General features: G+C 26.4%; 18 protein-coding genes. 12 read left to right on the top strand and 6 right to left on the bottom strand.

Annotation, left to right across the window (positions count from 1 at the left end; genetic code table 11):
* The first annotated feature begins 6 nt into the window (after window positions 1-6).
* From HNR35_RS03895 to HNR35_RS03855, 9 genes are all read left to right on the top strand, one after another.
* Complete coding sequence (locus HNR35_RS03895; protein WP_183224050.1) at window positions 7-2,325, top strand: RnfABCDGE type electron transport complex subunit D; 2,319 nt, start codon at window positions 7-9, stop codon at window positions 2,323-2,325.
* The gene (locus HNR35_RS03890) at window positions 2,322-2,879 is read left to right on the top strand and encodes a hypothetical protein (RefSeq protein WP_183224048.1); all 558 of its coding nucleotides are present in this window, start codon (window positions 2,322-2,324) and stop codon (window positions 2,877-2,879) included. The genes HNR35_RS03895 and HNR35_RS03890 overlap by 4 nt, the downstream gene beginning before the upstream one ends.
* An 18-nt stretch (window positions 2,880-2,897) precedes the next feature.
* Window positions 2,898-3,975 (top strand): peptide chain release factor 2 gene (prfB, locus tag HNR35_RS03885; RefSeq protein ID WP_183224046.1). Its coding sequence is split into 2 segments (ribosomal slippage): window positions 2,898-2,954 and window positions 2,956-3,975, totalling 1,077 coding nucleotides; the frame shifts between segments, so codons are not numbered across the junction.
* Entirely contained in the window at window positions 3,957-5,366 is a 1,410-nt protein-coding gene (locus HNR35_RS03880) for a hypothetical protein (protein WP_183224045.1), read from the top strand. Before prfB ends, HNR35_RS03880 begins: the two co-directional genes overlap by 19 nt.
* 36 nt (window positions 5,367-5,402) lie before the next feature.
* On the top strand, window positions 5,403-6,248 hold the full coding sequence (gene ftsY / locus HNR35_RS03875) for a signal recognition particle-docking protein FtsY (RefSeq protein ID WP_183224043.1): 846 nt from the start codon (window positions 5,403-5,405) through the stop codon (window positions 6,246-6,248).
* Window positions 6,245-7,273, top strand: a complete 1,029-nt coding sequence (locus HNR35_RS03870) for a hypothetical protein (protein ID WP_183224041.1) — start codon at window positions 6,245-6,247, stop codon at window positions 7,271-7,273. The genes ftsY and HNR35_RS03870 overlap by 4 nt, the downstream gene beginning before the upstream one ends.
* The gene (locus HNR35_RS03865) at window positions 7,274-8,527 is read left to right on the top strand and encodes an ABC transporter permease (protein WP_183224039.1); all 1,254 of its coding nucleotides are present in this window, start codon (window positions 7,274-7,276) and stop codon (window positions 8,525-8,527) included.
* 1 nt (window position 8,528) lies between these two features.
* Window positions 8,529-9,209: an ABC transporter ATP-binding protein gene (locus tag HNR35_RS03860; protein ID WP_006434104.1), complete on the top strand. Its 681-nt coding sequence runs from the start codon at window positions 8,529-8,531 to the stop codon at window positions 9,207-9,209.
* A complete protein-coding gene (locus HNR35_RS03855) occupies window positions 9,206-10,459 on the top strand; it encodes an ABC transporter permease (RefSeq protein ID WP_419465735.1) in 1,254 nt (417 codons plus the stop codon). Before HNR35_RS03860 ends, HNR35_RS03855 begins: the two co-directional genes overlap by 4 nt.
* Before the next feature lie 9 nt (window positions 10,460-10,468).
* Here HNR35_RS03855 and HNR35_RS03850 read toward each other — a convergent pair whose 3' ends face one another.
* Both HNR35_RS03850 and HNR35_RS03845 read right to left on the bottom strand, forming a co-directional pair.
* On the bottom strand, window positions 10,469-11,767 hold the full coding sequence (locus HNR35_RS03850) for a hypothetical protein (RefSeq protein ID WP_183224160.1): 1,299 nt from the start codon (window positions 11,765-11,767) through the stop codon (window positions 10,469-10,471).
* Window positions 11,757-12,077, bottom strand: coding sequence for a hypothetical protein (locus tag HNR35_RS03845; RefSeq protein ID WP_004790586.1), 321 nt, complete (start codon window positions 12,075-12,077; stop codon window positions 11,757-11,759). The genes HNR35_RS03850 and HNR35_RS03845 overlap by 11 nt, the downstream gene beginning before the upstream one ends.
* Before the next feature lie 181 nt (window positions 12,078-12,258).
* Here HNR35_RS03845 and HNR35_RS03840 point away from each other — a divergent pair, with 181 nt between their 5' ends.
* The 3 genes from HNR35_RS03840 (at window position 12,259) to HNR35_RS03830 (ending at window position 15,594) form a co-directional block, all read left to right on the top strand.
* Window positions 12,259-13,527: a cysteine desulfurase gene (locus HNR35_RS03840; RefSeq protein ID WP_183224037.1), complete on the top strand. Its 1,269-nt coding sequence runs from the start codon at window positions 12,259-12,261 to the stop codon at window positions 13,525-13,527.
* 107 nt (window positions 13,528-13,634) lie between these two features.
* Window positions 13,635-14,045 (top strand): iron-sulfur cluster assembly scaffold protein, encoded by a 411-nt coding sequence (locus HNR35_RS03835; protein WP_183224034.1) that lies wholly within the window; start codon window positions 13,635-13,637, stop codon window positions 14,043-14,045.
* Window positions 14,046-14,058: 13 nt separating this feature from the next.
* Window positions 14,059-15,594, top strand: a complete 1,536-nt coding sequence (locus tag HNR35_RS03830; RefSeq protein WP_183224032.1) for a YifB family Mg chelatase-like AAA ATPase — start codon at window positions 14,059-14,061, stop codon at window positions 15,592-15,594.
* Window positions 15,595-15,621: 27 nt separating this feature from the next.
* On the opposite strand, the gene HNR35_RS03825 is transcribed toward HNR35_RS03830, so the two are convergent.
* From HNR35_RS03825 to HNR35_RS03810, 4 genes are all read right to left on the bottom strand, one after another.
* Entirely contained in the window at window positions 15,622-16,572 is a 951-nt protein-coding gene (locus tag HNR35_RS03825) for an L-lactate dehydrogenase (RefSeq protein ID WP_006434130.1), read from the bottom strand.
* Window positions 16,573-16,692: 120 nt separating this feature from the next.
* Entirely contained in the window at window positions 16,693-18,498 is a 1,806-nt protein-coding gene (lepA, locus tag HNR35_RS03820; RefSeq protein WP_183224031.1) for a translation elongation factor 4, read from the bottom strand.
* A gap of 33 nt (window positions 18,499-18,531) precedes the next feature.
* Window positions 18,532-19,503 (bottom strand): hypothetical protein, encoded by a 972-nt coding sequence (locus HNR35_RS03815; protein WP_006434077.1) that lies wholly within the window; start codon window positions 19,501-19,503, stop codon window positions 18,532-18,534.
* Between the two features lie 77 nt (window positions 19,504-19,580).
* The gene (locus tag HNR35_RS03810; RefSeq protein ID WP_004790144.1) at window positions 19,581-20,015 is read right to left on the bottom strand and encodes an ATP synthase subunit K; all 435 of its coding nucleotides are present in this window, start codon (window positions 20,013-20,015) and stop codon (window positions 19,581-19,583) included.
* Window positions 20,016-20,028 lie beyond the last annotated feature (13 nt).

Below are 20,028 nucleotides of genomic sequence, written 5' to 3'. Positions count from 1 at the left end.
TAGCTAATGCTAGAGTTAGAAAAAATAAAAACAATTTTTAAAAAATATAATAAATACGAAATAAACATTGACGAGATTCAAATACCTGAATATGCTCTAATACCCCTTGAAACAGAAAATTCAAAATCTGTAGTATATATAATTGAAAAACAAAAAATAGAAGAAAATCAAATTTTATCAAAAAATTCTAACATAGAACTATACACATATTCACCAATATCTGGAATAGTAGAAAAAATATACACAGCCAACCTTCCAGATGGAAAAAAATTAAAATCAGTATTAATCAAATTTCAAGGAAAAATAAAAACCGAAAAAGCCCTAATAGAAGATGAAAGCTCAAGAGAAAAAACCCTAGCAAAATTAATTCAACTAGGAATTCCTTGGTTTAACGAGAATTCTTTATTTCAATTCATAAACAAATGTAAAAAAATAGACAAAATGATTTTATTAACAAACGGAAAAGATGTGTTTACAAATATTTCAGAAGCACTGATGGCGGAAAAATTAGAAGATATTCTTTCGGGATTCCAAATAATCGACAAAATATTTAAATTCAAAGAAGTAACAATAATATCAAATAAAGAAAAACTTAAAAAAGAATTAGAAAAATTGAGTATTTTTAAAAACAAAAAAATAAAAATTAAATCTTTAGAAAATGAATATCCTTATACAAATCATGAAATGATAATGCACTTTTTATACAACAATAAAAACACAAAAAATGATATAAACCCCCACAACAATATTTTATTAGCAAATATTGAAGATCTATATAACACAAATCTTGTTATAAAAAATAACAATCCTTATAAAGAAAAATTTGTAGCTATAAATGGAAATAAAAAAATAAAAAGTAGAATACTTAAAGTAAAAATTGGAACTTCTTTCAGCCAAATAATAAATGAAAAAATTGACACAAAAAAATATGAAATTTTTTTAAACAACCCAACCAACAAAATAAAAATTGAAACATTAAACATACCAATAACAAGAGATATTTATAGCCTAACCATATTAAAGAAAAAATCAATATATGACAAAATTAGAGCATTGTTTGTATCTAGCTTTTCCCCATTGCAAATGGAAAATATTATTTTTTCATACTTAAAGAATGAAAAAAAAGATGATAGCGGTAAATTAAAAATATTTAAATATACAGACAAAGAAGTAGAAGAAGAAATACATAAAGTTCAAACAGAAATTAAAGGCAAAATTCTAAATGAAAATCTAATAAATGGGGTAATATATACTGAAAACAATTTAAAAGACATATACTTTACTATTATACTATCATTATTGCCTAGTCTAATATTTTCTTTCCTAAATAACACAAAATTCATGATAGACACTTTGCTGTTAATATTTATTAGTATGGCAATTTACATACCAATAATGCTAAAAATTAATTACAAATGCTTGTCTTTTTTTATTTACAATGCCTTAATGATAAGCATTATATTGCCTTTAAATTTAGAAATTGCACTAAAGATAACCTCCTTATTATTTACCTTTTTAGTATTCTTTTACTTTTCCAGGCTATCAGCATTTTTGGCAAATCCTATATTAATTTCTTTTATATTTTTTGTATTAAATTTTCCACTAAGTTTTAAGCAAACCTATCAAGAATCGCTTAAAAACTCAACATCAATAATTCCAACCTGGAATGAAATAATTGACACAAATCCAAACATAAAAAATCTAAAAAGTTTAAATACCTTAACAAGGTATGAAAACAAAAAAATCGATGCAATTGAAAACTTCGTAAATAAAAACATTTTTTCCATTTTCAATATAATTGTCACAAGATTTCATATTGAAAGTCTTTTAGGAATTAATAATGAAAAAAAAATATCTCCAATCTTGCTTTATTTTGGACTATTATTAATAGTTGGTAAATATATAATTAACAAATTAATACCATTGTCATTTTACATAAGTTTAATGACGATTTCATACATAATGCATAATATAGGAATTCTAAGCCACATCAGCTCAGATATGTTAACATTACTTATTTCTCCAATACCAATGCTTTTAATATTTACAATAGCAACAGAAATACAAGTAGCACCTCATTTCCAATTTGAGCAAATACTCTACGGATCACTATTAGCATTTATATACTTTTCAATATTAAGCTATATTCCTTTTGAAACTTTATCGGCCATAATATCTATTTTTGTTTTACAAATAAGCTCAAACCTAATAAAAAAATACAGTTTGACCTTTAAAATTAAAAAAATAATACATTTTTGGAAAATAAATAAAGAAAAAGCTCTCAAAACCCCTTTTGAAAATGAAAAGGATATAATAAAATTATGACTAATGATTTGATCACATGCTTGATTATTAACAACCTAACCTTAATACACTTTGTTGGATTTGAGGATATAAAAATAAAAAATAATGCAATATTGATAAGAAAATATGTTACAATAACGGTTGCCTCTTTGTTAATATATTCAATGTCATTTTATTTTTATAAACTACTTGCAAATAACAATTTATTGTTCTTAATGCCAATTTTTTATACAACTTTAATTTACATGTTGATATTATTATTTAAAGTTTTAAATGATATATTTATTGTTTACAATAAAAAATCAAATTATTCAAACGATTTTATGCTTTCAAACAGCAGCTTAATTGCAATAACATTTTTTGCACTTGATAAAAACAACGGATTTTTTGAAGGATTAGAAATACTTATTCTGTCCGCACTTGGCATACTAATAGCTTTAATATTAATAACAGCAATAAAAAAAAACTTTGATAAAAACCCAAAAATCAAAATATTAGAAAATGAACCAATATATTTTTTTATAATGTTTATTTTATCTTTAATTCCAAATATAATTATATTAATATACAATTAATACTAGCGAGAAATAAAAATGAAAGAAAAAATAAATATACTGCTTGAGCAAGCCGAAGACATTTGGAGGAAGCTTTGACAAAAAAGAAATTCAAGCTAAAATCGAAAAATATGAAAAAGAAATAAACCAAAAAAATTTTTGGAATGATCCTAAAAAAGCTCAAGAAGTTATCAAAGCTCAAAGCATTTTAAAAAACAAAGTTGATCCGTGGGTAGAGCTAATCAACAAAATCAAAGACTTGGATGATCTTTGTGAAATTATTGAAAATGAAAAAGATATTAACAGCTTGGAAATCGAATTTAATGTGCTTGAAAAACAATACAAAGATTTACTAACAATTTCTTACTTTAAAGAAGAGCTTGACGCAAACGGAGCTTTTTTAACTATTCATTCTGGCGCTGGAGGCACTGAAGCATGTGATTGGGTTGCAATGCTTTACAGAATGTATTCAAGATATGCTGAGAGGAAAAAATACAAAACAGAACTTATTGATCTGCTTGAAGCAGAAGGTGGAATCAAATCTGTTACAATAGAAATTAAAGGCGAGTACGCCTATGGGCTGTTAAAAAGTGAGGTCGGAATACATCGTCTTATAAGAATTTCTCCGTTTGATGCTGCTAAAAAAAGACATACCTCTTTTGCCTCAGTATTTGTTGACCCTGTTATTGACGAAAAAATAGAAATAATAATCAAACCAGAAGATATAAGAATTGATACATACAGAGCATCAGGAGCCGGAGGACAACACGTCAACAAAACATCTTCTGCTGTAAGAATAACTCACATTGAAACAGGAATAGTAACTCAATCCCAAAGCGACCGAAGTCAACACAAAAACAAAGACATGGCAATGAAAGTTTTAAAATCAAGACTTTACGAATACTATAAGAATAAAGAGGATGAAAAAAACAAATCCAAGCAAGACACAAAAAAAGAAATTTCTTGGGGCAACCAAATAAGATCTTACGTATTTCAACCTTACAATTTAGTAAAAGATCACAGAACAAAATTTGAAAATTCAAACACCACTTCAGTTATGGATGGTAATATAGATAATTTCATAGAAGAGTATTTAAAATGGAAAAGCTTAAACTAACACTAGTAATACCGCTGCTAATATTTACAATATACAAAATACATTCTCAAAGTAATATCGAATACAACTTTTCCTATATCATTAATACAAAAAAAGAAAATATTGACCTTAAAAAGGGAATTGAAAAACAATTGGACAAAATCTATAACAAAATAACAGAACATATTGTAACCAATGATGACAAGAATATTATTGAAGATATTTACATAAATCAAGATATAATAAAAACAGAACTTGAAATTAGCAAATTAAAAAAAGAAATGGATAAAAAAAAACTTCAAAACATAATAACCGCAAAAGAAAAGCATGACACCAAAACCAAAATTGATGCGCTTAAAAAAAACATTCAAAATATTAACAGCAAAAAAAAAAGATTTGCTGAATATTTTCACAATTTAAAGAAATTAAAAGTAAAATATAAAAAAATCGAAGAACAAACAAACATCTCAAATTTAAATAAAGAATTTTGCATAAGAGAAGAATTATTTTTTATTAACTATATTGAACTAAAAAAAATAGAAAATTATTATTTGCTAGAAATTAGCAACATCACTCCTGAGAAAATTGAGAGTAAAAAAGCAGTATTTAAAACATCATCTTCTGTTAATGAAATTGCAGAAACAATAACAACACATAGTTTAAAAGAAATACTAGGTAGAGAATTTTTAAAAATCAATATTAATGTCAAAAACAATCCAGATGCAAAAATCTATATTAATGAAAAATTTGTTTCAAAAGGAATCTATTACGATAATATTTTTGATATTTCTAAAATACCAAACAAAGAAATTGAAATACAAATCACAAGTACAAATTTCGAAAACTACTCTATTAAAAAAAAGGTAAAAAATGCAGATTCAATAACATTAAATATTGACCTAAAAAGAACAATCTCTAAAAAAGTAGAGATTACAAGCAATGTAAAATCTAAAGTTTTCAAAAAAGGCATATTTATGGGAGAAACCCCAATTGAAATTGAAAAACCAGAAAATCAAGACATCATTTTGCTTAAATCTGAAGGATATAAAGATAAATTCAAGTTAATAAATAAAGAAGAAGATCAAGTAGAAATAGAAATGATAAAGACTAGTAAAAATAGACTTAGCAATACAAGAGATAAATTTTATGTTAATTTGGCTGTTTTCACATTAAGCACAATAGGAACCATTTTTGCAGGAACATTACTTAACAATGCAGAAGCACTTTATAAAATAACTGGCAATCACTTTATCAATAAAAAATTAACAGCTGAAGATGTTTATGTGGCAAAAGCAGAACAAATGACTGCAACATTTCTATTTGGAACAGGCATCACTTTAACTATTGGTAGCTTTATTTCATTAATAACTCATTTGGTAGAATATATTAAAGAAGCAAATCTGGGAGAATAGATTTAGCAATTAGAAATAAAATGGGAGAACAAACTTTTGGGCATTTTTGAAAAAATAAAAAATTTATTTAAAAGCAGAGAACAAGAAAACATTCTTGAAAATTTAGAAGACATTTTATTAGAATCAGACATTAATAATGAGATTGTAATAGAAATAATAAACAAATTAACAAAAGAAAAAAATAAAACCGAAAAAACTATTATTGAAAAACTAAAAGAACTTTTAAGTGATTATATCAACACAAAAAAATTTACTCTAGAAAATAATAAATTAAACATTTTGTTAATAGTTGGCATAAATGGGATTGGAAAAACATCAAGCATAGCAAAACTAGCAAATAAATTAAAAAATGAAGGTAAAAATATATTAATATCAGCTGCTGATACATTCAGAGCAGCCGCAATTGAACAAATGAAAATTTATGGGGAACAAATCGGAGTAAAAATAATATCTCAAAACCAAGGAAGCGATCCATCAGCTGTGATATTCGACAGCATCTCAAGCGCTAAGCTTAAAAATTACGATGCATTAATCATTGACACAGCTGGAAGATTGCAAAATAAAGAAAATTTAATAAAAGAGCTTCAAAAAATAAACAATGTAATATTAAAGCAAGTAAAAAATACCAATATAAATTATCAAAAAATACTTGTAATCGATTCTACTATTGGAAAAAATACAAATAGCCAAGCAGAAATTTTTAATAAATCAATAGAAATAGACGGAATAATAATCACCAAACTTGATTCATCCTCCAGAGCAGGTACAATAATAAATATTTCAAAAATTCTTGAAAAACCTATATACTTTACTACATTTGGAGAAAAACTAGAAGACATTAAAGAATTTGATATCAATGAATATCTTAATAAATTGCTATGAAAAAAAACCAATTAATACTTCTTCTATTTATACCACAAATTATTTATTCAAAAAGCTATTTTGCATCTGATGCATTTTTTAATAAATACCAAAAATTAACCGAAACCCCCAAAACCGGATTTTACATTGAGTATCATTTTATTGATGATATCGAAAAATTCTACTTATATAAAGAAACTAATTTAATAAAATACAAGACAATTCAAATCATAGAAAACACAAGAAAAATCACATATTATGATACAAAAGATACAAAAATAAAAGAAGAAATTTACGACAATTTAAATAATAAAATACAAGAAATTGAATATGACAATAAAGGAAAAATTCTTGAAACAGTAAATTACTTTTATGAAAACGGCAACTTAATATCCAAAAATTTAAAAACCAAAAACCAAAAACCAAAATCAATATATTATTTTAAAGATGAAAATGGTAAATTGCTAAAAATAACAGGATCGGATTTTCAAATTTGGAACTATGGAATTAATGGCGACATAAAATCTACATATTTTGACATTAAAAAATTAACAACAAAAGTAATAAAATATGACGACAAAAAAAGAAATTTAGACAGTACAATCATTGTTAATAATAAAATAAAATCTAAAGAAAAAAACCAATATCTAGATGAACAAAAAACAGTAAATATTTTTGAAGAAGAAAATACAAAAATCATATCTACCTATCAAGGAAACAATTTAATTAAAGAAGAAATATATAAAAATAATGAACTTATAAAAATAAATGATTTTCAATACAACTCATCTGATATGATAATTCTTCAAAACATTAAAGAAAAGGATAAAGACAAATATACCAATACTAAAATTGAATATGAATATAGCCAAGACAATCAATTAAAAAGCAAAAAAATTTATGAAAACGATATAATTTATCTAAAAACCGAATACCACAACGATAATGAATATGAAGAAGAAATATACTACAATAAAAAACCTGCTCTTAGAGTAAAACACAAAAATGGGAAAGTCACCGAAGAAAAACCAATAGGAACAAATTAAATGGGTATAAAAAATTTTTTGCTTAAAAAATTAATATTAGAAGAAAAAAATAGCCTAGCTCTTACAATTGTAATAATATTAAGCATTACTTTAGGTGAAATAATAATTATCCTAACAATATCAATCATGAATGGTTTTCAAAACGATTTTTTTCTTAGCATTACAAATGTAGAAAGTGGGAATTTAAAAATAGAAAATGAACTTACACAAGAAGAACTCCTAGAAATTAAAAAAATTAAGGGAATAAACCATATAAATAAAATGTACGAAACACAAGGCATTGGAATTCAAAATTATTATTATCCAACTATTTTAAATATCATTGCAATTGATATTAAAGATCTTAAAAAAGACCAAAATTTTATTTCATTTACAGGACTTGACAAGACTGAACTGGATCTTAAAGACAATGAAATCATTATCGGAAATGTACTCTCTTACAATTTCAACTTATTCGAAAATGACTACCTGGGATTAATAATCACGGATGAGATAAAAAACTTTATATCATTAGAAAATGATATAAAAAACTTTAAAATAAAATCAATTTTCAAAAGTAATTATGCAAAAATAAATGAAGCTTTAATTTTTATGAATATAGACTATTTTATTAAAAATAAAATTCTACATAATTCTAGCATTAATTACCAAATAAAAACAAAAAATTTAAATCCAAGCAACAAATTAATTGAAAAGATCAAAGCTATTAATCCACAAATCAAAGTAAAAACTTGGAACGAATACAATAAAGAATTCTATAAAACATTAAAAATAGAACGAAATACAATGTTAATTATTTTAGCAAGCATTTTTATTGTTATTGCCGTTAATTCATATTATCTACAAAAAAGAATAATAATAAACAAAAATAAAGCTATTTTAATACTATTAGCCATGGGCCTTAGAATAAAAAAAATAAAGCAAATTTTTATTATTCACTCAATAATAATCTGCACCATAGGGGGACTTATTGGTTTGATACTAGGAATTTCAATTTCTTTGAATATAAATGAAATTTTAAAAATAATTGACAATCTGGTAAATACTTCAATAAATTTTTTAAACCAAATATTTGATTTAAAAATAGACAGCATTAAAATACAAATAGTAAAAAATATAATTACTCCTAAATTATTTTTAAGCGATTTAGCATTTACTTTCTGCTTTGCATGCTTTTCTACAATATATTCAAGTATGAAAGCAACAAAAAAAATTGGAAGTCAAAAAAACATTGAAACTATAAATGGATCTTAAAATGGAAAATATATTAATAATAAAAAATCTTTGCAAAGCCTACAAAAAAAATAAAACAAAAATTCAAGTAATAGAAAATTTAAACTTAACTGTAAAAAAAGGTGAATTTATTTCAATCCAAGGAAAAAGTGGCTGCGGAAAATCAACTCTTTTTAATATGATTTCAGGAATTGATAAAATAGATTCTGGAGAAATAATATCGTGTGGAATATTTTTGAAAAATGCTAATGAAAAAACATTAAGTTTGTATAAAAACAAACAAATAGGTTTAGTATTCCAAAATTATAATTTAATAAATGAGTTTAATGTAATTGAAAATATAATTTTACCCAAAATTATCTCAGGACAAGAAACAAAAGAAACAATAAATAAAAAAGCTTTAAATCTAATGAAAATACTAAAAATAGAAAACAGAGCAAAACATTACCCTTCAGAACTCTCGGGGGGCGAATCGCAAAGGGTTGCTATTGCTAGAGCGTTAATCAATGAACCTAATATAATCTTGTGTGATGAACCTACAGGAAATTTAGACTTAAATACAGCTAAAACTGTAGAAAATCTTCTTATCAATACAGCAAAAAATTTTAAAAAAACCTTAATACTAGTTAGTCATAACCCTCAATTTGCAAACAAAGCAGATTCAAAATATGAATTCAAAGATAGGACATTAAAAAAACTATGATGCTTTTAAAACTAACAGAAATTACAAAAATTGCGTATTTAATTTTTAAAAATTCAACAAACAAAATAGCTTTAATAGGTTCTGGAATATCATTAAGTTTAGTAATGATCCCATTAATTATTGTCTACTATATGTCTAGTAATATTATGACTTCTACTATTAATAAATATATTGAAAGTGAAGGATTTTCTACGCAAATAGAATATAATGACATAAACAAAACTCGTCAACTAAAAGATAGATTAATCTCATTTAAAAAAAAATATAATTACAAGAATTTAAATTATTTTTTTGAGAAAAGAACTTATGGAATTATTGGAAATAATAAAAAACAAGGTGTACTAATAAGAGCAATAGAAAATGAATTCATATTGGAAAACAAATCAATAAAATTAATAAAAGGTACTAAAAATTTAAAAAAGGATTCTATACTCATTTCAAATCAAATAAAAAATAAACTTAATTTAAATCTCAATGAAAAAATTGACATTTTGATTCCAAATACAAAAAACAATAAAATAATGCCAAGAATAAAAAAGTTTAATATCTCAGGAATAATTGAAACCGGACTAAAGGATATTGATAATAATTTAGTGTTAATTTCTTTTGAAAACGAAAATTTAATGTCAAAAAAGTTTTCTAAAAACATAGTTGGACTTAAAACAAATTTCCATTCCATAAAAAACAATGAAATTTTGAAACAGAATTTAAAAACTGAATTTCAAGAATTTCAAATAAAAACATTTTATGAACTTTACTTAAATAAATACAATAATCTAGATATAAGTAAAAAACTTTTAATATTCATTATGGCTTTGATTATAATATTTGCAAGCATTAATATATCTTCGTCCCTTTCAATGCTTATTTTTGAAAATAAAAAGAAAATTGCAATACTAAAATCAATTGGAATGAATAATTTAAACATAAAAATAATATTTCTTTTGATATCACTCACATTAAGCACCACCTTTTGTGGAATTGGAATAATAATTGGAAATTATTTAACACTTAAAATATCTTATTTAATAAACTTTGTTGATAATGTTTTAAACTTTTTTTTAAAAATATTTGGAGAAGAAAATTCTGAAATATTAAACTCAGAATATTACGTATCTGAATTTCAAATACATTTAAGCTTGAGCTTTAGCTTAACACTTCTTGGTTTATATATATTAATAAACATCTTAACTACAATGATTCCGCTTAACATTGTCTCAAATCTAAAAGAAAAAGAAATTTTGAGATAGTTTAAAGCTCTATTTAATTATCACATTATAAATTTTAATAGATGAAAAATCATTTTCAATTGTAGGATAAATCTCATTTGGAAAAATCGTACTAATTGTAAAACTCTGTTTGGATTTAGATTTTAAAAAAGAATTCGCAGAAGAGATTAATTTGCGTCTCAAAGACCTAATAATTCTACCTTCCTTATCAATATAATCAATTTCAATCTCTAAATTTTTAACAACATCTTTTGAAGAATTGAAAACTTCTATCACGGTATTTGCCTTACAAATCCCAAAAGACTTTTTAAAATAATTTCCAATATATTTAAATTTTAATATAAAAGAATCTGAGTCAAGATTTACACCAATTTTATCATCAACATCCTTAAAAAAATCAACCTCAATAATATCTAATACTATTTTTTTAGGATTAACATCAATAGCTCTTGGTATACTTGATATAACATCAATTGGAATGTAAACATTTTTACCCCATTTCGCAAAAAAATCACTTTCTTTGGCAAAAACCTGATTAAACACAGATTTACCAAGATCATCATAAACTGTCACTTTATAAGAAATTTTTTTAACAGGATGTGTTGTTGATACAACTCCAGCTTTAAGCTGATACAAATGCGCATCTTCAAAAACTAAAACTTTAGCATCCTCTATTTCTATATAATATGAGTCTTTGGGATGTGAAATAAGATTGACGGCTTCGACTACTAAATCCGTAGCCATAGTAATGGGGGGAAGACCTTGTGATACAGAATAAGGAGTAGATTTTTCTTTTAAAGCCATTTTACCATTTCCATTTACACTAACGAAACTCTTAAAAGATCTGTAAGTAATCAAAGAAATAAAAAATATCAAAATAGAACTCAAAGTCAATATTAACATTCTATTCTTAGATTTTTTAAATTCATAATAGTCGATTAAATCTAAATCATTTCTTATCCCAAATTCTTTTGCTTGTAAACTTACATGGATCATTTTTTTTTTAGATTCTTTAGTATTTACTTTATCAGTAATCTCTTTAAAAAGAAAAAAAAATAAACTAAACATTGATTTATCGTGAAGAGAATAAAAATAAATAGATTCAAGCTCTCTAAAAGCAACATCTATCTTACCCATATCAAAAAATCTTTTAACTCTCGCATAAGATCTTCTAAAATGAAGTCCAATATTTTCAATATCATTATCAGAAATATCTGATATTTCAATGATATTTTTAATACTCTTTTTGCTTAAAACTTTATTTCTATGTTTCCTAAGTTTTGATAAATAAATTTTAATTCTATCTTCAGATGTTTTACTATTCATTATCTTCTAATTCATCAACTTTTTTTAAAAGCCAATAAGCAATATTCCTAGCAGTAGTCTTTGTAATAGAAATTCCTATAAAAGAGTTGATTAATACTATTTTACCCTCTTCTCCGCGTTTTAATTCTTTTGAAGCCTCTTCTAAAACACCTTCTTTGGTTTTTGTGTAAGCAATCTCCTCAGAAATCTCTGTAGACTCGAAAACAAGATCACAAAAAATCTCCCCTGTATTAGTTACATTCCCATAAATATTATTAACAGGAACTAATTTATAATCTTCGGTTTTTTCAAACCTATAAATTACTTCTTTCATATAAACGAGTATATCATAATCAAAAAACATAGCCAATAAACAAAATTTATATAAAAAAAATCTCAATTTCAAAAAAAAATGATTACTAATTAATAATCATTTTAAACTTTTTTTGTAAAATTCAAAACAATGCTATAATAATTAAAAACGAAAAAACAAACCAAAGGAAATTGTAAAAATTATGGATTTCAAACAAATAAAAAGCAATGCAGAAAAAGTCAAGCTTTTAAGAAAAGATTTTCCTATTTTAAATAAACAGTTTAATAATAAGCCTATAATTTATTTTGACAACGCAGCAACCTCTCAAAAACCCCAAAAAGTAATTTACTCCAGCATTGAATATTATGAAAATTACAACGCAAATGTACATAGAAGCGGTCACAAATTTGCAATTCAATCTAGCATAAAAATAGAAAAAACAAGAGAACTTGTAAAAAACTTCATTAATGCAGAATCTGCAAAAAATATAATATTTACTTCTGGAACTACAGATGGAATTAATACCATTGCAAACTCATTTTTTTGCTCAAAATACTTTAAAAAAAAAGATGAAATTATTCTTACAACTCTTGAACATAATAGCAATTTGCTGCCATGGGCAAATCTTGCAAAATTAGTTAATCTAACAATTAAATTCGCTAAATTCAATGAAATGGGAATTATTACCCCTGAAGAAATTGAAAAACTTATTACAGAAAAAACAAAGCTCATCAGTATTTCAGGAACAAATAATACCTTGGGAACCGTCAATGATTTGGAATCTATTGGAAAAATCGCAAAAAAATACAATATAAGTCTTTTTGTAGATGCTGCCCAAATGGCACCTCATTTAAAAATAGATGTTAAAAAAATTGGCTGTGACTTTTTGGTATTTTCTGGACATAAAATGCTTGCTCCAACAGGAATAGGAATTTTATACATTTCAAATAATATGGCTGAAAAACTTAATAGCTCAAAATTAGGGGGAAATACTGTAGAAGAAATATTCATAGAAAATAAAAAAATTAAATTTAAATCGCTTGATGCCCCCAATAAATTTGAATCAGGAACTCCAAATATTGCAGGAATTATCGGTCTTAAAGAGGCAATAAAATATATCAATAATATTTCTATGGATTTTATTTTAGAGCATGATCAGCAATTAATCGAATATGGAGTGAAAAAATTACAAGAGCTTGATGAAGTTGAATTTTTACTAAATACAAATCTTAAAAGAAATTCAATAATATCATTTACAGTAAAAAATATTCACTCACACGATATTGAAACCTATCTAGATACAATGGGAATAGCAACTAGAGCCGGGAAAACTTGTTCCTATGTAGCATTTTTTCCAGAAAATTTAAACAAAAACCATCTTTTAAGAATTAGTTTTTATTTTTATAATACACAAGAAGAAATTGATATTTTCATATCAGGATTAAAAAAAGTAATAAAAGAACTCTCATAAAAAAATATCAAAACAATTTCAACTATATTTTTAAAAATTTTTATTTAAAAATCTTCATATTCTCTTTTATTATTGATTTAATAAATCAAAGAAAATAAAATTAAATTATGCTCACTGAAAACGCTAAAAGAAAATTAATAAGGCTTAGTAAAGTAAATACTTACATAATACACAAAGTAAAAACAAGCCAAAATTTCAAACATCAATCTAAATGTGGAGATCAAATCTTATTCCAAACAACAGAAGAAAATAACGGAAAATTTAATTTAAAACATCATGCATCTGGATGCATGATTTTACTTGCAAGCGCAAACGCTTTAAGCAAATTGTGTAATAACAAGCCAAAATCCAAAATCCTAAACTTAGTGCAAAAAGTAATAAACGGAGATTTTGAAAATCTAGAAGAAATTGACTCAAGTTTAAAAATTTTTAACACGTTTACAAATACAAACAGAAAAGACTGTTTTTTACTGCCATACATATCATTAAGAGATAGTTTGGAAAATTACAAGCCTTAAGGAGCGCTATTAGATGAAAATCTATTCACACTCAGCAATTGGATATGAAGGAGAACTAATTGAGATTGAAATAGACATTAAAAAAGGAATTTCAGGAATTGATATTGTAGGACTTGCTGGAAGCGAAATTAAAGAATCAAGAGAAAGAGTAAAATCAGCCATCAAGAATTCAAATTTTAATTTTCCTAAAGATAGAATACTAATAAATCTTGCACCAGCTGGAGTTAAAAAGCTTGGAACAGCTCTTGACCTTTCAATTGCTATTAGCATCATTAAAATCCAAGAAAAGAAAAATAATCACAATTTAGAAATCTTAATACTGGGAGAATTGCAGCTAGATGGCAAAATAAGATCAATAAAAGCAGTTTTACCTGCCATTGCTCTTGCTAAAGAAAAGGAAATAAAATTTGCAATAGTTCCTCTTGAAAATTTAGAAGAAGCTCACTTAATAGATGGCTTGAATATTTGGGGTGTTAAAGATTTAAAAGAAACTATAAAAATAATAGAACAATTAAATGACAACATACTTCCTCCAAGAATAAATATTAAACCACAAACAGCAATTGAACAAGATTATGTTTTAGATTATGACTTTAAAAATATAAAAGGACAACAAAGAGTAAAAAGAGCAATTGAAATAGCAATTGCCGGTGGGCATAACATCATGCTATTTGGTCCGCCTGGAAGCGGAAAAACGCTTAGTATTAAGTGCGCTCAATCTATTCTTCCTCCACTTACAAACAAAGAATTGATAGAAACAAATAGAATATGGTCAATCTCAGGAAAATTAATAGACAGAAAGATAATAAAACAAAGACCTTTTAGAAATCCTCACCACACTGCTAGTAAAGAAGGAATAATTGGGGGGGGGCCTAATCCTTTGCCTGGAGAAGTATCTCTTGCCCACAACGGGATATTATTTCTAGATGAAGCTTTAGAATTTAAAAAGTCTATCTTACAATCTTTACGTGAACCTATTGAAGATAAATCAATTTCAATCTCAAGGGCAAGTTCTAAATTATTTAAATACCCCGCCAATTTCCAACTAATGCTTGCAATGAATCTTTGCCCTTGTGGAAATCTTGGCAAAAAAAACACAGACTGTTTCTGCTCGCAACAAGAAATTTCAAATTATTGGAAAAAACTTGGAGCTGCAATGCTTGATAGAATTGATATTAGGGTCCCAACAAGAGCAATTAATAACGAAAAATTACTTGGTGAAACAAGCGAAAGTTCAAGCGAAATAAAACAAAGAATAATAAAAGCAAGAAACATTCAAAATATAAGATACGAAAATTTTGCAAACATAAATAAAAATTCTGATCTGAATTCTGATCACATTGAAGAATTTTGCGAATTAAGTGCAATCTTAAAAAATGATTTGATTTACATTTTAAACAAACTTAACATATCTTCAAGAGCAACACATTCAATATTAAAAATTGCAAGAACAATATCTGACTTAAAGGAAGAGAAAAATATTTCAAGAGAAGCTTTACTTGAAGCAATTGAACATAGAAAAAACGGAGAAAATATGCTTGAAAAATAAAAACCCCCAAATATTGGGGTTTTGAAACTAAAATTCTATTTTATCAATATAACTTTTAAGCTGATTAGCAGAACTTTTAAACTTCTCAAGCTCTTTAGGACTTATCTTAAAGTTTAAAACTTCTTTAACTCCTTCTTTACAAACTATGGCAGGTGCTCCAATATAAATATCTTTAATTGATCCCCCATACTGGCCATTAATATAAGAAGATATTGGTAAAATGATATTCTGATCTCCAATTATTGCATTTACAATATTCTTAATACCAAGTCCAATAGCATAATAGGTTGCTCCTTTAAGCTTAATCACCTCATAAGCAGCATTAACAACCTTTTTATGAATTTCATCAAGCTCCAACTCAGTTATTCTGCCTTCAGCAATGTATTCTGATAAAGGCTTCATTGCTATTTTTGTTTCATCCCAAGTAGCAAAAGAACTATCACCATGCTCACCCATAATATATGAATGTATATTTTGGGTATTCACATTAAAACGATCACTTAAAAAATATCTAAGCCTTGAAGTATCAAGAATAGTACCAGTACCAATAACCTTATGAATAGGAAATTTAGAATATTTCATTGTAACATAAGTCATAATGTCTACAGGATTACTTGCAATGACAAAAATACCATCAAAGCCACTAGATACAACATTAGTTATAATATCTTTAAAGATTTTAGAATTTTTACCAACCAAATCAAGTCTTGTTTCACCAGGTTTTTGATTAAGGCCTGCTGTAATTACAACAATGTCTGCATCAACACAATCTTTGTAAGTCCCAAACAATACATTAATATTCTTTTTTAAAAACATTTGGCCATGATTAAGGTCCATAACCTCACCTTTTGCTTTATCCTCATTAACATCAATAATTACAAGTTCATGTACAAGCGAATTGTCTATTGTCAAAGCATAAGCAAAGCTTGAACCTACCCCACCAGCCCCAATAAGAACAACTTTATTAGACTTAAGCATAAATTACTCCCTATAAAATCAAACTACATACAACTAATTTTAAATAAGCAATGATAAAAGTATTTTATCTCATTTCTAAGAGCTTTGCCAATCATATACCTTAAAAAATTAAAAACACATTTAATTATCATTGGATTTTAGAACTGAAAGAAAAACGCTTTGTGGAATTTCCACATTTCCTACCATCTTCATTCGCTTCTTACCTTCTTTCTGCTTTTCCAAAAGTTTTCGCTTACGAGTAATATCACCGCCATAACACTTTGCAGTAACATCTTTTCTAACAGGAGAGATTGTCTCTCTAGCAATAACGTTAGAGCCAATAGCACCTTGAATGGCTATTTTAAATTGTTGTCTTGCTATTTCATCTTTCAACTTTTTACAAATTCCAATAGCCTTAGTTCTTGCACTATCTTTAAAAGCCAATTGAGAGAGTGCATCAACCCTATCCCCATTGACTAATATATCTAATCTTACTAAATCTGTATATTCATAATCTAAAAGTTCATAATCAAAAGAAGCATATCCACGACTGACAGATTTAATCTTATCATAAAAATCAAAAAGGATTTCAGAAAGAGGCATTTTATAAATAAGTTCAACACGCTTAGTATCAAGATAAATTAAGTTTATCTGAACTCCTCTTTTTAATAAACACACACTCATAATATTTCCTAAAAATTCTGTAGGAACAATAATATTAGCTCTAATATAAGGCTCAAGAACACTTTCAATAGCTTCATTTCCGGGAAACTGTTCAGGACTTTCAATAAAATAAGATTCTCCCTTTTTGGGAATTATTTTGTATCTAACAGAAGGAGAAGTCAATATTACATTTAAATCAAATTCGCGCTCAATACGTTCTTGAATAACTTCTAAATGTAAAAGACCAAGAAATCCACACTTAAACCCATGTCCAAGAGCTGATGATGAATCTTTTTCAAATGTTAACGATGCATCATTAAGCTTTAATCTATCCATTGCCCTTAAAAGATCATCATATTGATTAGCATCAACAGGATACACTGAAGAAAACACTACAGGCTTAACTTCTTTAAATCCCTCAAGGGGGGATAACGCAGGACAATCACAAAGAGTTACTGTATCTCCAATCTTCACATCTGATATATTTTTTATTCCCGCAATAAAATACCCAACATCCCCTGCTTCTAATCTATCTTTTTTTTCAAGCAATATTTTAAAAACCCCAATTTCTTCAATTAAATACTCACTATTAGTATGCATTAACCTAATCTTATCGCCTGTCTTGATTTGGCCTTCAAAAATTCTAAAGTGAACAACAACTCCTCTATAAGAATCATAATGTGAATCAAAAATTAATGCCCTTAATGGATCCTTAATACTTCCTTTAGGAGATGGCACATACTTACAAATAGCTTCAAGCAAATCATCAATTCCTATTCCATTCTTAGCAGAAATCGAAATAGCAATTTCTTCATTTAGTCCTAAATCATTTTTTATTTGCTTTTTTACAAAATCAATATTAGCATTTGGAAGATCTATCTTATTAATAACAGGAATAATTTCTAAATCATGCTCAAAAGCCATATAAAAATTAGAAACTGTCTGAGCTTGTATTCCTTGACTTGCATCAATTAATAAAAGAGCGCCCTCACAAGATGAAATTGCTCTTGAGACTTCATAAGAAAAATCAACATGACCTGGGGTGTCTACAAAATTTAACTCATAAAAATCTCCATCATTACTTTTATAAGTAATTGTTACTGCTTGACTTTTTATTGTAATTCCTCTTTCTCGCTCAATCTCCATACTGTCAAGCATTTGACTTTTAAAATCACGATCGGCTATTATTTTAGCCTTTTGAATAAATCGATCGGCTAATGTCGATTTACCATGATCAATATGTGCAATAATACAAAAATTTTTCTTACGAATACTAATACTCACTCCTTCCTGAAATACAAATCAAGACTTAAAAATTTACCTTTTTTTAAATACAAAATTTTTAATTTGACTTCTTGATTTCGCAATATAAGGAGAAAATCTTGGTGCAAGATCCACTATTAATTTCCAAGTATCTATTGCTCTAAATTTATAATTACCATTAGAATATGCATAAGTAGCAACAGCAACATTATAAACTATTTCCCAAAAATCTGTAGATTCAAAGGCACTTTTTATTGCCTTATACTCATTAATTTTTTTAACAAAAGATCTTAAATTTCTAAACTGATACACAGGTTCATAATAACAAACATACTCATACATTCTTGTTAAAATCCCTACCGCAGCTATAAGTCCATGAGTAATTGAAAGCTCATAAGCTTTTAAGCGCAAATAAACTTTTGACAATAATTCGTGAGTATCAATAACATTGTAGTTTTTAAATCTGTAAAGATTAAAAGTAAAATCAATTCCAAAAGCTCCTCTTACTTGTTTTAAATAAGAAGTTAGATAAAATGAAACATTAAATTTATTGTTTGATGTGCTATTCTCGCCTTGAGAATAATCATGATAACTATAATAATCTTTTTTAGTTGAAAACTTATTTAATATATCATTTAAATAATCAATCGTATCAACATAATTATTCTCAAGTTCAGCCATTTTGGCCAAAGAAAAAAGTATTTTTTTTTCAAAAGATTCATCTAGTAAATAATCTTTGTCTTCAAAAGACTTGTAAAGGTTTAATTTTTCAAGAACAGAATTGCCAGACATGCCATAAGCTACTGACAAATAATAACTGGCTTCAGGATAAACACCTTTTCTAAGCAAAGCTTCCTGCAAATAATTAATAGCATGTGTAAGATTAGACTTACTAAATTCAGATTTAGAATAAAGAAATTGCCTACCTTTTTCAAGTAAAATCCAATACGGAAAATTTCTATTACTTGAAGAATTCAAAGAAATAGAAAAAGGCAGGGCAAAAAAAAATAAAACCAAATTTCTCATAATAATAAATATATTAAATTAACTCATAAATTACGAGAAAATTTAATATTAAAATTAAAAGAGATAATAAATTAAAATCAAACAAACTTAAATATCATTAAAAATACCATTACAAAAAGAGCAACAGATTCTATTAAACCCAAAACTAATAGGTATGTAGCAAATCCCTTACCAGTCTCAGAAAAAGCATCACAAGCGCCTGCTGCCGCTTTACCTTGAGCAAATCCAGAAACAGCGATCGCAAATCCACCACCAAGACCAGCTCCAAGTAATAACCACGGATTTGTCTGCATCATTACCTCATATAACGTGTTCATTAAAATATATCCATATATTATTTGAGTCAATGGTGCTGATACAAAAACAATCAATAAAAATGGTGCTGGCTTTCCTTGCATATAGCACCTCTTCCATGCTCCAATAGCAGCACTACCTGCTGCTCCCATGCCCAGAGCAGACCCTATTGCTGAGATTGTCAAAGCTGAATTAACCCCTATTAAACCTATATCCATAAGTACTCCTTTT

This window comes from Borreliella spielmanii, assembly GCF_014201705.1.
Taxonomy (GTDB): Bacteria; Spirochaetota; Spirochaetia; order Borreliales; family Borreliaceae; genus Borreliella; species Borreliella spielmanii.
The sequence above is the reverse complement of the archived record's forward strand: the minus strand, read 5'-3'. Positions and strand labels throughout refer to the sequence as shown.

Bases quoted from the DNA above. Each gene is read 5' to 3' on its own strand.
- HNR35_RS03895 (WP_183224050.1), top strand. From the start codon at position 7: ATGCTAGAGTTAGAAAAAATAAAAACAATTTTTAAAAAATATAATAAA.
- HNR35_RS03890 (WP_183224048.1), top strand. From the start codon at position 2,322: ATGACTAATGATTTGATCACATGCTTGATTATTAACAACCTAACCTTA.
- HNR35_RS03880 (WP_183224045.1), top strand. From the start codon at position 3,957: ATGGAAAAGCTTAAACTAACACTAGTAATACCGCTGCTAATATTTACA.
- HNR35_RS03870 (WP_183224041.1), top strand. From the start codon at position 6,245: ATGAAAAAAAACCAATTAATACTTCTTCTATTTATACCACAAATTATT.
- HNR35_RS03865 (WP_183224039.1), top strand. From the start codon at position 7,274: ATGGGTATAAAAAATTTTTTGCTTAAAAAATTAATATTAGAAGAAAAA.
- HNR35_RS03860 (WP_006434104.1), top strand. From the start codon at position 8,529: ATGGAAAATATATTAATAATAAAAAATCTTTGCAAAGCCTACAAAAAA.
- HNR35_RS03855 (WP_419465735.1), top strand. From the start codon at position 9,206: ATGATGCTTTTAAAACTAACAGAAATTACAAAAATTGCGTATTTAATT.
- HNR35_RS03845 (WP_004790586.1), bottom strand. From the start codon at position 12,077: ATGAAAGAAGTAATTTATAGGTTTGAAAAAACCGAAGATTATAAATTA.
- HNR35_RS03840 (WP_183224037.1), top strand. From the start codon at position 12,259: ATGGATTTCAAACAAATAAAAAGCAATGCAGAAAAAGTCAAGCTTTTA.
- HNR35_RS03835 (WP_183224034.1), top strand. From the start codon at position 13,635: ATGCTCACTGAAAACGCTAAAAGAAAATTAATAAGGCTTAGTAAAGTA.
- HNR35_RS03830 (WP_183224032.1), top strand. From the start codon at position 14,059: ATGAAAATCTATTCACACTCAGCAATTGGATATGAAGGAGAACTAATT.
- HNR35_RS03825 (WP_006434130.1), bottom strand. From the start codon at position 16,572: ATGCTTAAGTCTAATAAAGTTGTTCTTATTGGGGCTGGTGGGGTAGGT.
- HNR35_RS03815 (WP_006434077.1), bottom strand. From the start codon at position 19,503: ATGAGAAATTTGGTTTTATTTTTTTTTGCCCTGCCTTTTTCTATTTCT.
- HNR35_RS03810 (WP_004790144.1), bottom strand. From the start codon at position 20,015: ATGGATATAGGTTTAATAGGGGTTAATTCAGCTTTGACAATCTCAGCA.